This window comes from Virgibacillus sp. Bac330 (assembly GCF_003667845.1).
Classification (GTDB): Bacteria; Bacillota; Bacilli; order Bacillales; family Amphibacillaceae; genus Virgibacillus; species Virgibacillus chiguensis.
Window position 1 is genome coordinate 803,545 of the sequence record NZ_CP033048.1, and the last position, 17,954, is coordinate 821,498.

Genomic DNA, 17,954 nt, shown 5'->3' on the forward strand with positions numbered 1-17,954 from the left:
GCTCTAAGCATCCCGTTATTTATGAGAGGAGAAATGAAGATGGACGTAATATCTGAAACAAGTAAAGCAGTACCAGTATTAAAGAATAGAAATTTTTTGTTATTATTTATTGGCTCTCTTTTTTCTGCACCTGGTTACTACATTTATTTAATCGCAGCAGAGTGGTTAATGTTAACGATCAGTGAAAATAGAGTTTATTTTGGCATGCTGTTTTTCGCAGCTTCTGTTCCACGATTGTTACTATTGGCAGTTGGTGGGGTTGTTGCTGATAGGTTTAATAAACGAATCATTTTATTTATTGCTGATTTGCTTAGGGCTTTGTTCATTGCTGCGCTTTTGTTATTCTTCTATCTTGATATGGTAACAGTTTGGCATTTAATCATTTTAGCCGCATTGTTTGGGATCGCTGATGCTTTTAGTTACCCGGTTACAAACTCTATGACAGTAAAAACGGATGTGAGTAATATTCTATCAAAACTGGAAGTGAACGATCGAACCCAAGCTGCAGTTTATGTACACCGTAATCGATTGTATCAGCAAAAATAAGGTCTATTTGTTATACTGACTGTACTACATAGCTTAACAACTTTTAAGCAGCCATTGGATACATGTCATTTTTTCTTTTTGCTAATCTTCTCTGCTGTTTGTATACTATTAATAACACATATGAGATGAGAAAATCTAGTCGCAATAGCGATGGGGATAGGGGAAAGGATTATTTATGGTGAAACTTTCAAACAAACAAGAAAATCTTTTATTACTTATTTGGGCGCCGTCTGTAGTTGCTCTACTTGGGAGTCTGTTTTTTTCTGAAATAATGGGGTACCCGCCTTGTGATTTATGTTGGATACAGCGAATATTCATGTACCCACTTGTTATTATTTACGGTACAGCCTTATGGAAGAAAGACATCTCCATTGCGTTACCAGGTTTGTTTTTGAGTGGGATAGGAATGCTTGTATCCATATACCATTATCTAACGCAAAAACTCCCAGCCTTACAAAAGGCTGGCGATGCATGTGGTCTGATCCCATGCAATACTATCTATATTAATTGGTTTGGTTTTGTGACAATTCCCTTTTTAGCAGGTACAGCATTTATTTTTATATTTGGATTACATATAATATTAATACGATCTAGACGGATGTTATAGCTGTGAAAAATAGTAACTAAAAGAAATGGATGGTAAGGAAATGACAGTTAAAGATGTCAATTGTTTTAACGGGCAAAGAAAATAGTGATTTACTAGAATGATATTGTAGTATATAATGTCGAAGAGTCTTTCTCAAAAGGAGCTGAAATTATGGCTAAAAAAATATCCATTTTTATTGGTGTTATTGTCGTTTTATTTGCAGGTCTATATTTTGTTGTCGACTACAAAAATAACCAAGCTGTTGAAGATAACAACAACCCTTATGGAGATAAAGAGCTGGAGCAGGGAACAATTGATCAATTAGATGATCCAAACTATAAGAATCAGATTATGCCAGATGAGCTCAAAAAGAAAGTGGATAGTGGAGATCCTGTAACGGTTTATTTTTATAGTCCAACATGTTCACACTGTCAGTCAACTACTCCGTATCTTGTGCCTTTAGCAGAAGATAATGACATCGATATGAAAAAAATGAACTTACTTGAGTTTAAAGATGAGTGGGAAGTTTACAGCATAGATTCTACGCCTACTTTAGTCCATTTTGAAGATGGCAAAGAAGTTTCACGTATTGTTGGTGATCAGGGAGAAGCTAATTTTCAAACCTTCTTTGATGAATATGTAAATAGATAAAACAGTAACATGTTATAGAGTTTATTATGTAGCATCGAAAAGCCAACTATTCAATAGTTGGCTTTTCTAAATAGATACCTAAAATGGTAGAAAGGGATCTAAAGGAAGCAAATCCATTATATCCAGTCCCTCAAATACTAACTAAACAAGATTTGTACCACCTGTACTATCAACTTACTGAATGATTATCCATACTGAGATTTTTGGCTACCGTTTCCGCTTTTTTCGATAGCTACTACACCCCGATCGCGACATAAAAACATACGATTATTTCTCTTCTGTCACCATATGATAAGATGTTATAAATGGTCGATCTGCATAATAATCGGGAGTTTTCACAGATGGATTCTTATGTGCCTGTTTAAACTGATCCGACGTTTTCCAATTCTCAAAATCTTGCACAGAGCGCCATTGGGTGAAAACAATGTAGGTATTTCCTTTTTTTGGTTTTAACAGGCGGAATGCTTGGAATCCTGGCATTTTTTCTACCTCATGTTTGCGATTTTGAAAATGATGCTCAAAAACGGGTTGCCCTTCTTCTGTTACGGGTATGTTATTCATAACAACATATCCTTCTTCTTGTATCGCTCCAATTGTAATTAAAATTACATATTCTCTTCCAGAATTGAAAATGCTTTTAGCTTTATCCTCATAATAGGCAAGCGAACTGGATTCACCATGCATAAGGGATATATGTTTTTTTGGGTGTTTATCAATGATTTTTTGTAAAAATTCAGCGGTTCCATTTGTCATATGAGCAAACATAATCATTACCTCCTCGTATAGTATGTTTAGGCATTACTTTCGCCTTCTCAATCTTAACTCATTCATAAAAATTAATCTGCGTGCACCCAGGCTGCTTGAACCTCCTTGCTCACAAAAACCGTTCGCTGTGGGGTCTCAAGACTCATGCTTCCCCCACTGGAGTCGCCGCCTTCCGTTTCAAGTAACTTGGTTTAGAATTCATGAAAGAGTAAAAGCTTTAAATAATATGTCAAATACCTTGGACGTTCCGCGATGTTCCTAGATCATTTGGGACAATTCTTTTTTCCTTCTGCGGGCGTAACTGCATTACGAAGACTGTTTCTCCGTGTGCGTTTCGACCTTCAACCTTCCCATAAAGACTTGGCGCTAAGTGAAGTCTTTATGAAGTGAAATTAGACAGTAGATGCTTGACTTACTATAGTAAGTATCTCTTACCTACTATACTACCTTAGTGAACAGGAGCTAAGTCAAATCATTTCTCTTTTTTCCAGATAGGCTGTAAAACTCTCACTTACTTCAAAAACTGAAAATAAAGTATAGGTGCCTTTTGCACAGCCATTTTTGAAGCGTTCTGCACCATCTTATGAAGGGAAATTGAAACAATTATTATTTAATATGAAATATAAATACTTTAAGATTGTATCATTCTGTCGTATAATGTAGAAGTGACAATATAGAGGTGAACCAATGAGCAGAATAGAAAAAAGGAAGAAGAAGCGTTCACGCTTGTTGAAGAAATGGAAAATAATTTTATATAGTTGTTTATTCATGATAATCATCGGATTAGTTAGTTATGCTTCCATTATTTTTGGTGGTCGGTTGATTGTTGATGATGAACAATTTTTTTTGGACGCAACGACAACGGTAGAAACAAGAGATGGCAAGGTAATTGGCAGGCTTTATCATGAAAATCGCACCTTAGCTAATTTAGATGACATACCTGAGCATGTGCGAGATGCATTTATTGCTATTGAAGATCGCAGGTTTTATGACCATCAAGGGGTTGATTTTCGTTCTGTTTTTCGAGCGGTGTATAAAGATATTTTGGCTATGCAGAAAGTAGAAGGCGCTAGCACGATTACACAACAACTTGTTAAAAATTTATTTTTAAGTCATGAGAAAACATGGCTTCGTAAAACCAAAGAAGTCATGGCATCTGTTTATTTAGAACGCACATTACCGAAAGAGCGGATATTGGAATTGTATTTAAACGAAATTTACTTTGGACATGGCGTTTATGGCATAGCTACAGCTGCTAATTATTATTTTTCCAAAGATGTAGAGGATCTGTCTATTGCAGAAGGTGCATTGTTAGCTGGCCTTGCTAAAGCACCTAATGGATATTCACCTATTAACTATCCTGAAAAGGCAATAAATCGGAGGAATACAGTACTCTTGGCAATGAAAGATATTGGCGTTATAAGCGAAGAACAACAAAATAAAGCAAAAAAGCAGAAACTTGATCTGAAAGTAAATAAATGGGAACCTGAACCATGGTGGACAGACTATAGTGATTTTGTTATGAAAGAAGCCGCTCAAGAACATCATTTATCGTTAGAAGAATTAAAGCGAGGCGGTTATCGTTTAATTGTTAACGTTAATCCTGCTGTACAAAAAGTTGCTTATGAACAATTTAAACAAGATTCCTTTTTTCCTGGAAGCACGGATGATGTACAAGGCGCTTTTACGATGATGGATCACAAAACAGGGGATATTGTAGCGGTAATTGGTGGACGTAATTTTACATTTGGTGACTTGAATCGAGCAACTGCATCGAGGCAACCAGGTTCTACCTTCAAACCACTAGCGGTTTATGGTCCAGCACTTATGAAAGAAGAAAAGTATCATCCTTATGCTTTAATACCCGATCAAAAACAAGCCTATGATGGTTATACAGCGGAAAATTACGATGATCAGTATGGTGGTTTTGTTTCCATTTATGATGCCATTATTTATTCTAAAAACGCCCCTGCTGTATGGTTATTAAATGAAATTGGGATTACCGATGCAAAGAAGTATTTAAAAAAGCTCCATCTTCCCGTCGAGGATAAAGGATTAGCGATTGCTTTAGGTGGCTTATCTAAAGGCGTAACACCAGCTGAATTAATGGAAGCTTATACTAGTTTTGCTCAGCGTGGAAAAGTCGTTAAAGCTCAAGCTATTGATCAAATTAAGGATCGACACCACCAAAAAGTGTTCCAAGCGAATCGCAAGGCAGAAAAAGTATTTCATCCACAAGTAGCTTGGAATATGACAGAAATGCTAGAGCAAACCGTTAAATCAGGAACAGCGTCTGCGGGAAGTTTTGCAAAAGCATTAGCTGGAAAGACAGGATCTACAGAGCATCCGCAAGTGGAAGGAAAAGTAAAAGATGCGTGGTTTGCAGGCTATACTCCAACGTATGCAATGGCATTATGGATGGGGTACGATCAAACGGATGAGGAGCATTATTTAACGGGGGGAAGCGCCTATCCGACGAGGTTAGTAAAATCTATTTTAACAGAGCTAGATCAGCAAGAGCCATTAGCGGATTCGTTTGCAAAACCTGCAGAAGTAGATGCTTTACCGGAACCTATCATACTACCAGAAATTAAAAATGTACAAGCCAGTTATGCTTTTGGTAGTTTGTCTTTGTTTCAGGGGAAGATTACTTGGCAAGGGTCAGAGGATGACCGCGTTATCTATCGAATTTACCGAAAAAAAGAAGGTATTGATGAACGAGTTGGTCAAGTCAAAGGAGAAACGGAATTTGTAGTTGAAAACGCATTGTTGAACGAAAAAGAATATTATGTTGTCCCTTATGACCCGTTGACAAAAACGGAAGGTTCTTCATCTAACGCAGTAACGCTTAGCTGGGGAGCATGATTTAGACAAAATAATGACAAATAGTAGCGCTTACTGTACACAATTCCAGATGATCGTTATAGTAAGATTGGGAATATAGAACGTTGAAAAGGATGGATGGGCATGGCAAACAAATTCAATGATACGATTATTCGAGCTTATAAAGGGGAATCTACGAATTATACACCAGTTTGGTTTATGCGTCAGGCTGGGAGGTCACAACCTGAATATAGAAAATTAAAAGAGAAGTATTCTTTATTTGAAATTACACATCAACCAGAATTATGTGCCTATGTAACGCGATTACCAGTAGAAAATTACAATGTAGACGCAGCAATTCTGTATAAAGATATCATGTCTCCGCTGCCAGCAATAGGGGTGGATGTGGAAATTAAATCAGGTATTGGTCCAGTGATTGATAATCCAATTGCCTCTCTTCGTGATGTAGAAAAGCTTGGAGCAATTGATCCACAATCCGACGTTCCGTATGTATTGGAGACAATTCGCCTGTTGACACAAGAACAGTTACAAGTACCCTTAATTGGTTTTAGTGGCGCTCCTTTTACATTGGCGAGCTATATGATTGAGGGAGGACCGTCAAAGAACTACAGTAAAACGAAAGCATTTATGTATCAGCAACGAGAAGCGTGGTTTTTACTAATGGATAAATTGGCTGATATGACCATTACGTATGTAGAAGCTCAGATTGAAGCTGGTGCACAGGCTATTCAAATTTTTGATTCTTGGGTAGGTAATTTAAATGCGTCTGATTACCGTATTTTTATTAAACCAGTAATGACAAGAATTTTTTCTGAACTGCAACGACACGACGTTCCACTCATTCTATTTGGTGTCGGCGCACGGCATTTATTGATGGAGTTTAACAATTTACCTGTTGATGTGATTGGGTTAGACTGGAGGACTTCCGTGCAAGAAGCAAGGAATATGGGAGTTACGAAAGTGTTGCAAGGAAATTTAGACCCAGCAATTTTGTTAACAGAGTGGGAAATGCTAGAGAAGCGAACACAAGCTATATTGGATGAAGGCTTAGCAGATGGAAACCATGTTTTTAATCTTGGTCATGGCGTGACGCCAGATATTCAACCGGCTACATTAAAAAAATTAACTGCGTTTATTCATGAGTATAGCCAGCGTAATAGGTAAAAAGAAAAAATTATATTTGCGAGGTGTTGAATCATGGAAAAAAAGAAAATGGGATTATTAGTGATGGCTTATGGAACACCATACAAGGAAGAGGACATTGAACGGTATTATACGCATATTCGCCACGGCAGAAAGCCTGAAGCAGAAGCATTGCAAGACTTAAAAGATCGTTACAAAGCAATTGGAGGCATATCTCCATTGGCAAAAATAACGAATCAGCAAGTGGAGAAGCTGGAGGCAACATTAAATGCCGTTCAAAACGAATATGACTTTAAAGCATATACTGGGTTAAAACATATTGAGCCATTTATTGAAGATGCTGTGCAACAAATGGCTGAAGATGGCATGGAAGAAGCGGTGTCAATTGTTTTAGCACCACATTTTTCTACTTTTAGCGTACAATCCTATAATAAACGAGCAAACAATGAAGCTGAAAAATATGGTATTACGATTACTTCAGTGGAAAGCTGGTTTGATGAACCTGGTTTTATTAAATATTGGGCTGATCAAATTACCGACGTTTATGCCAAGATGGCAGACGAGGAACGGGAAAAAGCAGTGCTGATTGTTTCTGCCCATAGTTTGCCTGAGAAAATCTTACAGGATGGTGACCCTTATCCACAACAGTTAGAAGAAACCGCCAAACTAATTTCAGAAGCAACTGGGATTAAGAATTATGAAATTGGTTGGCAAAGTGAAGGTAACACGCCAGATCCTTGGTTAGGACCAGATGTACAGGATCTTACAAGAGATCTTTACGAGCAAAAGGGATACCAAGCTTTTGTTTACGCACCTGTAGGTTTTATAGCCGACCATTTAGAAGTGTTATATGACAATGATTACGAATGCAAAGTAGTTTGTGATGAAATAGGTGCATCCTATTATCGACCAGAGATGCCAAACGTACATCCACAATTTATTCATACATTAAGTGATGTTGTACTAAAGCAAGTAAAGCGTGAATCGAATGAATAATTCAAAACAAATTGTCATTATAGGCGGCGGTATAACAGGTTTATCTGCTGCCTATTATTTACAAAAACAGCTTGTTGAAAAGCAACTTCCTTATAAGGTGAAGCTTGTGGAAGCAAGTAGTCATCTAGGGGGGAAAATAAAAACGTTGCACCGGGATGGATTTACGATTGAACAAGGTGCCGACTCGATGTTAATTCGTAAACAGCCGGCTATGAAATTAGTACAAGAGCTACATCTTGAAGATCAAATTGTTCGTAATGCTACGGGGAAATCCTATATTTTGAAGGGAAATAAGTTCCACCGTATGCCACAGGATACCTACATGGGAATTCCGAAAAATGCGCGTTCTATATGGGCTTCTACATTAATTTCTCCAAAAGGAAAATTAAGAGCTTTGGCAGATTTTTGGAAGGGAAAACGAAAAGACGAAACAGATGAGTCTTTAGCAGCTTTTTTTAGACGTCGCTTCGGAGATGAATTACTCCATAATCAGATTGAAACGCTGTTATCTGGAATTCATTCTGGGAATATAGAAGAAATGAGTTTAACAGCTTCTTACCCACATTTTCGTCAATTGGAGCAAGAGTATGGAAGTTTAATGAAAGGATTAAACCAAACCATTCCAAAAGCTACCAAAGATAAAGAAAAAGGACCGGCACCTGGTGCTTTCTTTTCCTTTCAAAACGGTTTAGGTACTTTAGTAGATCGTTTAGCAGAAGAAATTGGAGAAGAGAATATGATGCTTCAGACAGCTGTTGATCATATTGAAAAAAAGGAACACGGCTATCATGTACTGCTAAGTGATGGAAATGTTTATAAAGCAGATGCTGTTATTATGGCTACACCACATTTTGCCGTGCCGAAAATATTTAGCCAGTATGATTTCTTTCAACCTTTTACAGAAGTACCTGCCACATCAACGGCTAATATTGTGTTGGCGTTTGATAAGGTGAAAATAAAAGATATAGATGGCACAGGCTTTCTTGTGAACAAGGACAGCAATTACCATATTACTGCTTGTACGTGGACACATAAAAAATGGCCGTTAACAACCCCAGATGGGAAAGTTTTAATGCGTTGTTATGTTGGGAGACCAGATAACGAAGAAATAGTTGAGGAGTCAGATGATACTCTAACAGACATTGTGCTAAAAGATTTACATAAAGCAATGAAATTAAAAGGTGATCCGACATTTAGTGTTGTTACACGTTGGCGAAATGGAAGACCGCAATATACAGTCGGGCACTTGGAACGACTTGCTGAAATTAGAAGACAAGCTAGGCTGCAGCTACCTGGTGTTTTTTTAACAGGTTGTTCTTATGATGGTCAAGGTATTCCAGACTGCATTGAACAAGGAGAAAGAACAGCTCAGGAAGCATTACAGTTTGTTTTACGTTAACCTTACCCCCCCTATAATGATTGCCATTATAGGGGGCATCATGCCGTTACTTTTCTTTCTGATAACTTGCTTCTAATTGATCTACAAGTGATCCTACAAAGTCGACAGCTTGCTTAATAGGTTCAGGCGAAGACATATCCACACCAGCTTTTTGAATTAAATCAAGCGGCTTTAGTGTACCTCCAGATTTTAATACGTTCATCCAACGTTCGGCAGCTGGAGCCCCTTCTTGCTGGATAGTCTGTGCTACAGCAGTAGAGACGGTCAGACCGGCAGAGTACGTATAAGGGTAGAGTCCCATGTAGTAATGCGGCTGACGCATCCATGTGAGTCCGGCTCCTTCATCCATTGTTACTTTATCTCCCCAGAAATTCGCTAAAGCTTCTTTCTTTTGTTCAGAAAGAACTTTTGCTGTTAAAGGCGTCCCATTTTCGGCTAACGTATACACCCTTTTTTGGAATTCTGCCTCCAGTAAATGCGTCACAAAATTATGGTAATATGTCCCTAATAACTGGGTGATAATCCATCTTTTCATTCGCTCATCATCTGTTTTAGCTAATAAGTGATTCGCGAGCAGTAATTCATTTAAAGTGGAAGGTGCTTCAACAAAGTACGTTGAAGGACGAGTATTAAATAAAGACTGTTCTTTTCCGGCAAAGTAAAAATGACCTGCGTGTCCCAATTCATGAGCTAATACAAATGCACCGCGCATGGTATCTGTCCACGTAATTAGGATATAGGGATGTACGCCATAAGGGCTGGAGCAAAAAGCACCTGACCTTTTTCCAATGTTATCAGCCAAGTCGACCCAACGGTTTTGAATAGCCTGTTTCATAACTTGTTGATATTCTTCTCCCATGATACCGAGAGCGTCCACAATTGTAGCTGTCGCTTCTTCATATGTAGTGACCGGATTGAAGTCTGGATCAAGCGACGCTTTCAGATCGCATAAGTATAATTCTTCCAATCCTAATTGTTCTTTTTTTAGTCTAGCAAATCGTTGCATATGAGGAGCGAGCTCCGTTTGAATAATATTTAGCTGATTATGATACATATCTGTCGTTACCTGTTGTGGGTGCAATAGCATATCCGTGACATTATCATACTGACGTTGCCTTGCCATCACCACTTGCTTGGTAACTTCTGTTGCATAAACGGCAGCGTATGTATGTTGATATTGTCGAAGCGTTTCTACAAAAGATTTATATGCATTTCTACGAGCAGTGTTATCAGCAGTTAGCTCATAACGGTCTTCATACAATGCAGCAGACATCGGAAGTTCATTTCCATGCTCATCCGTAATGGAAGCAAACATCATATCGGACGATGTACTACGCTGATAAATCATATATGGCGCATCGTGAACTTCAGAAAGGGAAGCGAGTAGTTCTTCTATTTGCGAAGACAATGTATAAGGTTTTTTTTCTATTAAATCAGCAAGCATTTTGCGGTACGTTGCTAATTGGGGGTGCTGTTTTACAAAATCCCCAATGGTTTCTGTAGGTATTTCCAGTATTTCTGACTGAATAAAAGATAGTTTTGCTTGAATTATTGCTAGAGCTTGGGCTACTTTTGCGCTATCTTCTTGACGAGATGGATCTGTTCCATCTGTACTGTTTCGTAAAGTAGCATAGGTTGCTACCCAAATAACTCTTTTTTGAAAAGCTTCGTAGGTGGCAAGGCATTGATATAATGTAGAAGCTTCTTTTCCTAATTCTCCTTTAAAAATCGCAAATTGTTCTACATCCTTTTGAATGGCCTCTAATTCGTTTTGCCAATCTTTGTGTGTAGAAAATAGATCTGATAAATCCCATGTTAAGTTTTCAGATACTTCAGAACGAGCTGGTCGTTTCTTCATGGACGCTTCCCCTTTCATAATTGAAAATTAGTAAATTGTAAATAGTGATGCTGTAAGTTTGATTTGACATCCTTAGTATAAGAGGTCTGATTTAAAGATGAATTATCTTTCTAAAGCAATCCGTGTAGTAGAAAAAATTTCCTACTTTATTGGATGTATGTATTATTATATTATAATGACTGAAATAATAATAGGTGTTTTGAGAAAATTTAGTATTCATTTCTATATAAGACACTGTAAGAATGCTACTTCAAAAGTTGGAGGTAACAGCACCTAAATCCCTGATTCGTTCACCTAACAATCAGTGGGGATAAAAAAACCACCTCTTACTGAAGGTTCACTTTATCATGCAAAATAACTTTCTTTGAACAGGAAAAAAGCTGACATGTCCATTGTCAGCTTTTCTCAAAAGATAAGAAACTATAAAATTTGTTGCTATGGGATAAGGATTTAAATGATAGCCACGTCCGACTCCAGCGCTCAGCAACTAGGCGACTTCACGAAGTCGCCCTACGATAAGTCACCATCGGTTCGTGCTAAATCGGAACGTCCGACTAAAAACAGGCTTGCCGGAGGGCGTCGGTACGCCCCTGTTGAGGGCATGGTTCCTAAAACTTTCGTTAATTCGTTCCACTCGCTGTGTTGCTAAATGTGCGCTTGCACCTTTGTGTATAGGCCGTTCATGCTTGATGCGATTAATTTGAAGATGGTACTTGAACTGCTGGCAGATAAAGTAGTTCTCTCGAACATTTATCTTGCTGGATGATCACATTCATCACATAAATTTCCATAGCAGTCTGCTTTTTCAAACATATCATTCCCACATTTACTACATTTTTTCTTAGGTAAATTTCTGAAAAATTCAAGAACGTTGAGCATTGGAATTCCTCCCCCCTCGGTTAGTAATTATACACTATTGTAATATAACAGTATGATTAAAGTCAATGCTGTGTTACAACAAAAATATTATTTCACCATTTTTGGTATCTGCTGCAGCAAAACGTATGTAGTGCCGTGGAAGAACGACTTAGTAATGTAACAGTATATTGGCCGTTTTAAGGTATGATAACTTATTTAGATTATAGGAAAGTATTATTGTTAAAAAGCAAGATGAGGGTTAACTGGCCCTTTGGGGCGATTTGCATTCAGTCATGATAGAAAAAGCAGGTGGGCAAGTGATAGTGTGTTAGTGGTTAGATTTTTTCCATGCTAATAAAGGGCAGTTGATACTGTTAAGCTAGCGAGGATAAACATGGGAAGCGTAGTGTTTTTCGAAGTGACTGTTGTATTAAAAATCAGAAAAATTGTACATAAATAGAGTGCTAGAATTATAGAAGTTATAATTATGCCAAGAAAAGCTTGGCTTACACAATTTTTGCTTCTATCTGTTTTTTTTATTAAACTAGAAAGAAGGGACAAGAAGATCAAAATGTTGTTTCTTTGCTCTTTTGTTGCTTCATTACGATATCAGGTGAATGTTTAGAGCATAAAGGATAAGCAGTTAGAAGAAATTGCAAACTTTGGAAGGAGTATGACAAGTATGAAATTCATTGATAATCAAGGTATTTTAGACCCAGCTATGAACTTAGCATTGGAACAGTATATTGTAGAAAACTTTGGTGAAAAAGATACATTTTTATTGTTTTATGTGAATCAACCTTCCATCATTATTGGACGCAATCAAAATACGATTGAAGAAATAAATACGCATTATGTTAACGAGCATGATATTAAAGTTGTGCGCCGTTTATCAGGGGGCGGGGCCGTTTACCATGATGAAGGAAACTTGAACTTTAGTTTTATTACAAAAGATGATGGGAATAGCTTTCAAAATTTTGCTAAGTTCACCCAGCCTGTAGTAGAAGCATTAAATAAGTTAGGTGTGCCTGCCGAATTGAAAGGACGTAACGATTTAATTGTCGAAGATCGTAAAATCTCAGGGAATGCCATGTATGCGACAAAAGGAAAGATGTTCAGTCATGGGACGCTCATGCTTGACTCTGAAATTGATAAAGTTGTATCAGCACTTAAAGTAAATAAAGAAAAAATAGCTTCCAAAGGAATTAAGTCCATCCGGAGTCGGGTAGCAAACATTTCCGAATTTCTCAATCAAAAAATATCCATGGACGAATTTAAACACGTCATTTTACGGCACGTATTTGATGTGGAGGATATCTCGGAAGTTCCGCGTTATGAATTAACAGAAGAAGATTGGGAAAATGTTAAACAAATATCACGTGACCGCTATAATAATTGGGATTGGAACTACGGTAAGTCGCCATCGTTTAACATTCAATCTTCCCATAAATTTGATGCAGGTCTTGTTGATGTTCGTTTAGACGTCAAGAAAGGAATAATAGAGAATTGTAAAATTTATGGTGACTTTTTCGGTGTGGGAGAGATCAATGTTTTGGAAAATAGTCTTATTGGTGTCCGCCATCAACAAGAAGCAATTGAAGAAGCGTTAACCGATGTTGATGTTCCTCGTTATTTAGGAAAGATATCGAAAGAAGACTTTATTCAATTAATCTATTAATGTCTTTGTAATGTTGGAAGAACTATATTCTGAAATTCAGGCATGAGTTCAGTTAGGGAGCTCATGCCTTTTGCTGTTCTTTTCTTCGATAGCGCTTTCTCTTGAAATGATAAAGAACCTCATATATAATTGAATTATGCAACGATTCATATAGTTTAGTTAGATATGGGGAGAATGTATTTGTTCACAATAAAATGAATGATTATTCATTCATTTTATTGTGCTAGAGAAAAGGATGGAATGGATTAGTTTATAGCAAAAGGAAAACGAAGGTCTGTCGCCAATCCGAGTTTTTCTAAGACAAGGGGGAGTTTTATGAATATAAGTAAGCAATTGTCTTGTACTGCGCAAGAATATGCGAATAAGCCAGCATATATCTTTGAGCATCAGCCAACGAGTTATAAGGATCTCGATCAAGCTGTGACTTTATTTGCTTCTGGGTTAGCAGCAATTGGTTATAAAAAAGGTGATCACATTGCTTTAGTTGTTGGAAATAGCCCTTATTACATTATTGGTTTATATGGTGCTCTAAGGCTGGGGTTAGTGGTTATTCCGATTAATCCATTATATACACCAAGTGAACTGAGTTATATTTTACATAATGGAGATGTCAAGGCGGTAATAACGTTAGACCGATTGCTAGAAAAATTTCAGGCGATAGATGGGGAACTAAGTATTTCTAATTACATTGTTTGTGATTCTCGGGTAGGAGAACAACCAATACCGATGGAGAGAGAAAGATTGCACACTTTTTCTGAGGTGCTACAATTAGGAGATCCGTATTTCGACCAACCAGACCTGCAAAGTGATGATTTAGCCATTATTTTATATACATCTGGGACAACTGGTACACCAAAGGGAGCCATGCTTTCTCACCACAATTTGTATTCCAATGCAAAAGATGTTGCAGATTATTTAAGTATAAATGATAAAGACAAAGTAATTGCTGCTTTACCCATGTTTCATGTGTTTTGCTTAACGGTTTCCCTTAATGCACCTTTGATGAATGGCGGGACAGTTATCGTTTTACCAAAATTCTCACCTTCTACCGTATTTGAATTAAGTACAACCTATCAAGCAACTATTTTTGCTGGGGTACCGACGATGTATAATTATTTATTGCAAGCAAAGCGCGAAGATAAAGAAAATCCATTTGCAACGATCCGGTTCTGTATTTCTGGAGGAGCTTCCATGCCAGTAGCTTTGTTAAAGGGATTTGAGCAAGCTTTTGATGTCACCATATCTGAAGGCTATGGATTATCTGAAGCTTCACCGGTAACTTGTTTTAATCCGTTAGATCGACCACGTAAACCGGGATCCATCGGCTGCAGTATTCAAGGGGTTGAAAACAAGATTGTAGACGAATGGGGTGGAGAAGTGCCTGTTGGCGAGGTTGGGGAATTAATCGTTCGCGGTCCCAATGTAATGCTAGGCTATTATAAGCTTACGGAAGAAACAGCAGCTGCTTTAAAAAATGGCTGGTTATATACGGGAGATATGGCACGAATGGATGACGAAGGTTATTTCTTTATCGTTGACCGGAAAAAAGATATGATTTTAGTAGGTGGTTATAATGTGTATCCTCGTGAAGTGGAAGAAGTCTTCTATAGGCATCCAAATGTAATAGAAGTAGCTGTAATAGGTACGCCTGATCCAGAAACTGGTGAGGCGGTACAATGCTTTGTTGTGACAGATGAAAATGGCGTAACCGCGGAGGAATTAATTTCATTTTGCCAGACGTATTTAGCAAAATATAAAATCCCTACAAACATCATTTTTTTAGATGAATTACCAAAGAATACTACTGGAAAAATTTTAAGGAAAAACTTACGGGAACAAGTACTTCAATGATAAGTCTAAACTTAGCAGCTTTTGCCATTAAACAGGTGGCAAGTTGCTAAGTTTTTCTAACGACATGGCATTTTTTAATAGACATTATTCTATTTTTGTTGATGAAATGGTGAAAATAATTGGCAAACAAAATAAAATAATTAGAAAAAAATGAGTTTTGTTATTTCTTTTTTTGAAGAAGTTTGGTATTTTAGTAAAGAAGCCACTTTCTTTTCTTCTAGAAAGGATGAAAACATGTTTAACTTCTACACAGATCCTCCCGAAATCACCCCTTTTACTGCTGCTTTGGTCGCTCGACGAGACTCCAATAACAAAGCAATGACGATGGTGCTTGAAGATCAGGAAGAATATGCAGTCGGTTGCTCCCCAAGTAAGGTGATGGATCACGCTTGTAAGTATTTTGGCAGCAGTTTAAAAGGAAGACAGGATGGAACGCGTGATGTTTGCGGTATTACCCATAAGGCCCCCATTACAATTGATCCATTAAGCGGCATGTATTTTTTTCCAACGATTTCTCCTTCGAGCTCTCAGTGTACATGGATCGCCCATTCCCATATCGAACAAGTTCAAAGGAAGCACGAATATGGGACGGAAATTATCTTTCTAAATGGAAAAATTATTGAATTAGACATTTCCTATGGGTCGATGATAAACCAAATACAGCGAACAGCTCAATTTCGGTATTTATTAAATAACCGACTCAAGTTTTTAAAGAAGCACATTGCTCCTTCAGAATCGACTTTTTCATCAACTCCTCAAATATAAGTTTCACTTTTTTTCGGATAGCAGGGTTGAAATAATTGCGTTTTTCCTCACGTCCTCGACAAATAAACAAATAAGAGGAAAAGGAATCATTTTTCTCCAACTTTACAACTTGTATTCGTTTTTTCTGCATCGTTTTCCGTAAGTTTTTTCGCTCCTGAAATGCAAGCTGTTCCATTCTTGTTAAAACTTCTAGATAGGATTCCTTTATTTTAAATGCTTTGAATGAACCAGTCTGTAGAAAATAAATATCTTGTTGAATTACTAAGATCGTCATGGAAAGAAACAGGAAGCGTGACGCCAATGTTAACTCATCTTCGTTTAAGTAACGCAAAAAGAATTCCTCCTCTATAAAGAACGTACGTTCCTTTGTTGCTAGTATATGCGATAACCATAAAAAAATTCAATTCATAAAGAAAAGAAAGTGGCGATATAAGTGATAGGACTTTGCACATGGCGATTTTTCTATTAAAATAGAAAGTACTAACCATTCTTCAAGGGGTTAAAGAGAACACCTCTAATTCAAGCTTTACTTTGTCTATCATTTCATCTTTTAATTACTATAGGAATGTGTAAAGTTTTAAGTTTATCGTATAACCGACGTTTTTCTCAGTATGAAATCGTCTGTTATAGGAAAACATGGAGATATCATTATTATGTGAAAAAACTAGAAAAATAACATTCATATTATCGAGGAGATTTACTACATGCTTTTATTAGACATCCAACTATCCGATTGGGAAATGATTTTTGATAGTGAAACTTTTGATGATTACATTACGCAACTATTAAAAAATTATGAGAATCTAGGCCCTATCCCTGGCATCCTGTTGCCATTTATTGAGGCGTTTTTTCCATTTTTGCCGCTAGTTGTATTCGTTTTTGCCAATGCTGCTGCTTATGGGCTGTTTGAAGGGTTCATTTTATCTTGGGCAGGTGCAGCAATAGGTGCTATTCTCGTCTTTTTAATTATTCGTAAGTTAGGTGATCGAAAAGTATTTAAAATAATTCGTAAAAATAAACAGGTAAAGAGAGTAACTGCATGGCTAGAAAGGCATGGTTTTGGACCACTGTTTTTATTAATGTGTTTTCCTTTTTCTCCGTCATCTGTTATTAATGTTGTTTCTGGATTGTCTAAAATTAGTACCCAACAATTTATCTTAGCCGTAATTATGGGAAAATCCGTCATGATTTTCTCCATTGCTTATGTTGGCTCAAGTATTATGGAATTTGCCAAGAATCCGGTGAAAACGATTGTTGTTGGAATATGTATCATGTTATTTTGGATGATTGGTAAATATATTGAAAAGCGATTACAGAAAAAAGCGGAGCTGCGCGAAGAATCTGATATGAGAAAAGATTAAAACATCTGTTTCTAGGGTAAGCTATTAGTAGAATTTACTCTGGAGGAAGATGAAAATGAAAAATAAATATCGGAAAGTGGTCTTTGTTATTTTATTTGGGGCCATGATTATGTTTGTTAGCAAGTCAGCTTTATTTGCCAGCTATGTGGTAGAAGGTGAATCGATGGAGCCAACTTTGGACGATGGGAACCTGCTAATGGTAAACAAATTTGTGTATGATTTAACGGAAGTCGATCGGTTTGATGTGATTGTTTTTCGTGCTAATGAGAAAGAAGATTACGTGAAAAGAGTAATTGGAATTCCAGGGGATACGATTTATTACCAAGATGACAAATTATATATAAATGGGAATTATGTTGAGGAAGATTTTTTGCAAGAATATGCGCAAGCTACGTTAAGTAATAAACCATATACAGAAAACTTCTCGCTGGAAGAAATAACTGGAGAGACAAAAGTGCCAGAGGGGAAGCTATTCGTTATGGGAGATAACCGTGGGGAAAGTTTGGATAGCCGTGTATTTGGATTTATTGCACAGACACAGTTGGTAGGCAAAGTAGATGTGAAATATTGGCCTATTTCTCAAGCTAGTCTAAGTCTGGGTAACTAGTGGGAAATAGCGTTATTGGTGTCATTATGATAGTTGTACAAGATGT

General features: G+C 37.2%; 16 protein-coding genes. 12 read left to right on the top strand and 4 right to left on the bottom strand.

From position 1 onward, the window contains the following. Window positions 1–39: 39 nt before the first annotated feature. The 3 genes from D9780_RS03500 (at window position 40) to D9780_RS03510 (ending at window position 1,783) form a co-directional block, all read left to right on the top strand. Window positions 40–546 carry an MFS transporter gene (locus D9780_RS03500; RefSeq protein WP_305847185.1) on the top strand — a complete coding sequence of 169 codons (507 nt, stop codon included), beginning with the start codon at window positions 40–42 and terminating at the stop codon, window positions 544–546. 175 nt (window positions 547–721) lie between these two features. Then, window positions 722–1,153, top strand: coding sequence for a disulfide oxidoreductase (locus D9780_RS03505; RefSeq protein WP_116278133.1), 432 nt, complete (start codon window positions 722–724; stop codon window positions 1,151–1,153). 150 nt (window positions 1,154–1,303) lie between these two features. Further along, window positions 1,304–1,783, top strand: coding sequence for a thioredoxin family protein (locus D9780_RS03510; RefSeq protein ID WP_121639309.1), 480 nt, complete (start codon window positions 1,304–1,306; stop codon window positions 1,781–1,783). 267 nt (window positions 1,784–2,050) lie between these two features. Here D9780_RS03510 and D9780_RS03515 read toward each other — a convergent pair whose 3' ends face one another. Next, a complete protein-coding gene (locus D9780_RS03515) occupies window positions 2,051–2,548 on the bottom strand; it encodes an antibiotic biosynthesis monooxygenase family protein (protein WP_116278134.1) in 498 nt (165 codons plus the stop codon). Between the two features lie 687 nt (window positions 2,549–3,235). On the opposite strand from D9780_RS03515, the gene D9780_RS03520 reads away from it, so the two are divergent. The 4 genes from D9780_RS03520 to hemY all read left to right on the top strand — a co-directional run bounded on the left by D9780_RS03520 (window position 3,236) and on the right by hemY (window position 8,930). Then, on the top strand, window positions 3,236–5,413 hold the full coding sequence (locus tag D9780_RS03520; protein ID WP_121639310.1) for a transglycosylase domain-containing protein: 2,178 nt from the start codon (window positions 3,236–3,238) through the stop codon (window positions 5,411–5,413). Between the two features lie 102 nt (window positions 5,414–5,515). Then, window positions 5,516–6,556: a uroporphyrinogen decarboxylase gene (hemE, locus tag D9780_RS03525; protein ID WP_121639311.1), complete on the top strand. Its 1,041-nt coding sequence runs from the start codon at window positions 5,516–5,518 to the stop codon at window positions 6,554–6,556. Window positions 6,557–6,589: 33 nt separating this feature from the next. After that, window positions 6,590–7,531, top strand: coding sequence for a ferrochelatase (gene hemH, locus D9780_RS03530; RefSeq protein ID WP_121639312.1), 942 nt, complete (start codon window positions 6,590–6,592; stop codon window positions 7,529–7,531). Further along, entirely contained in the window at window positions 7,524–8,930 is a 1,407-nt protein-coding gene (gene hemY, locus D9780_RS03535) for a protoporphyrinogen oxidase (RefSeq protein WP_121639313.1), read from the top strand. Before hemH ends, hemY begins: the two co-directional genes overlap by 8 nt. Before the next feature lie 46 nt (window positions 8,931–8,976). Here hemY and pepF read toward each other — a convergent pair whose 3' ends face one another. Continuing rightward, the gene (gene pepF / locus D9780_RS03540) at window positions 8,977–10,788 is read right to left on the bottom strand and encodes an oligoendopeptidase F (RefSeq protein ID WP_121639314.1); all 1,812 of its coding nucleotides are present in this window, start codon (window positions 10,786–10,788) and stop codon (window positions 8,977–8,979) included. Window positions 10,789–11,538: 750 nt separating this feature from the next. Further along, a complete protein-coding gene (yhfH, locus tag D9780_RS03545; RefSeq protein WP_073006120.1) occupies window positions 11,539–11,667 on the bottom strand; it encodes a protein YhfH in 129 nt (42 codons plus the stop codon). A 661-nt stretch (window positions 11,668–12,328) separates the two neighbouring features. Here yhfH and D9780_RS03550 point away from each other — a divergent pair. The 3 genes from D9780_RS03550 (at window position 12,329) to D9780_RS03560 (ending at window position 15,940) form a co-directional block, all read left to right on the top strand. After that, window positions 12,329–13,324: a lipoate--protein ligase gene (locus D9780_RS03550; RefSeq protein ID WP_073006121.1), complete on the top strand. Its 996-nt coding sequence runs from the start codon at window positions 12,329–12,331 to the stop codon at window positions 13,322–13,324. Window positions 13,325–13,639: 315 nt separating this feature from the next. After that, entirely contained in the window at window positions 13,640–15,175 is a 1,536-nt protein-coding gene (locus tag D9780_RS03555; RefSeq protein WP_121639315.1) for a fatty acid--CoA ligase family protein, read from the top strand. Between the two features lie 234 nt (window positions 15,176–15,409). After that, entirely contained in the window at window positions 15,410–15,940 is a 531-nt protein-coding gene (locus D9780_RS03560; protein ID WP_073006233.1) for a competence protein ComK, read from the top strand. On the opposite strand, the gene D9780_RS03565 is transcribed toward D9780_RS03560, so the two are convergent. After that, on the bottom strand, window positions 15,876–16,271 hold the full coding sequence (locus D9780_RS03565) for a YhjD family protein (protein WP_116278140.1): 396 nt from the start codon (window positions 16,269–16,271) through the stop codon (window positions 15,876–15,878). The two genes, D9780_RS03560 and D9780_RS03565, sit on opposite strands and share 65 nt — an antisense overlap. A 373-nt stretch (window positions 16,272–16,644) precedes the next feature. Between D9780_RS03565 and D9780_RS03570 the strand changes: the two genes are divergently transcribed. Together D9780_RS03570 and lepB are read left to right on the top strand one after the other, a co-directional pair. Continuing rightward, a complete protein-coding gene (locus D9780_RS03570) occupies window positions 16,645–17,301 on the top strand; it encodes a TVP38/TMEM64 family protein (RefSeq protein WP_121639316.1) in 657 nt (218 codons plus the stop codon). Window positions 17,302–17,356: 55 nt separating this feature from the next. Next, complete coding sequence (gene lepB / locus D9780_RS03575) at window positions 17,357–17,908, top strand: signal peptidase I (RefSeq protein ID WP_342068339.1); 552 nt, start codon at window positions 17,357–17,359, stop codon at window positions 17,906–17,908. The last annotated feature ends 46 nt before the right edge of the window (window positions 17,909–17,954 follow it).

Coding starts and splice junctions, on each gene's coding strand:
- yhfH (WP_073006120.1), bottom strand. CDS start 11,667: ATGCTCAACGTTCTTGAATTTTTCAGAAATTTACCTAAGAAAAAATGT.
- hemY (WP_121639313.1), top strand. CDS start 7,524: ATGAATAATTCAAAACAAATTGTCATTATAGGCGGCGGTATAACAGGT.
- hemE (WP_121639311.1), top strand. CDS start 5,516: ATGGCAAACAAATTCAATGATACGATTATTCGAGCTTATAAAGGGGAA.
- hemH (WP_121639312.1), top strand. CDS start 6,590: ATGGAAAAAAAGAAAATGGGATTATTAGTGATGGCTTATGGAACACCA.
- D9780_RS03520 (WP_121639310.1), top strand. CDS start 3,236: ATGAGCAGAATAGAAAAAAGGAAGAAGAAGCGTTCACGCTTGTTGAAG.
- D9780_RS03570 (WP_121639316.1), top strand. CDS start 16,645: ATGCTTTTATTAGACATCCAACTATCCGATTGGGAAATGATTTTTGAT.
- D9780_RS03510 (WP_121639309.1), top strand. CDS start 1,304: ATGGCTAAAAAAATATCCATTTTTATTGGTGTTATTGTCGTTTTATTT.
- D9780_RS03560 (WP_073006233.1), top strand. CDS start 15,410: ATGTTTAACTTCTACACAGATCCTCCCGAAATCACCCCTTTTACTGCT.
- D9780_RS03505 (WP_116278133.1), top strand. CDS start 722: ATGGTGAAACTTTCAAACAAACAAGAAAATCTTTTATTACTTATTTGG.
- D9780_RS03555 (WP_121639315.1), top strand. CDS start 13,640: ATGAATATAAGTAAGCAATTGTCTTGTACTGCGCAAGAATATGCGAAT.
- D9780_RS03500 (WP_305847185.1), top strand. CDS start 40: ATGGACGTAATATCTGAAACAAGTAAAGCAGTACCAGTATTAAAGAAT.
- D9780_RS03515 (WP_116278134.1), bottom strand. CDS start 2,548: ATGTTTGCTCATATGACAAATGGAACCGCTGAATTTTTACAAAAAATC.
- D9780_RS03550 (WP_073006121.1), top strand. CDS start 12,329: ATGAAATTCATTGATAATCAAGGTATTTTAGACCCAGCTATGAACTTA.
- lepB (WP_342068339.1), top strand. CDS start 17,357: ATGAAAAATAAATATCGGAAAGTGGTCTTTGTTATTTTATTTGGGGCC.
- pepF (WP_121639314.1), bottom strand. CDS start 10,788: ATGAAGAAACGACCAGCTCGTTCTGAAGTATCTGAAAACTTAACATGG.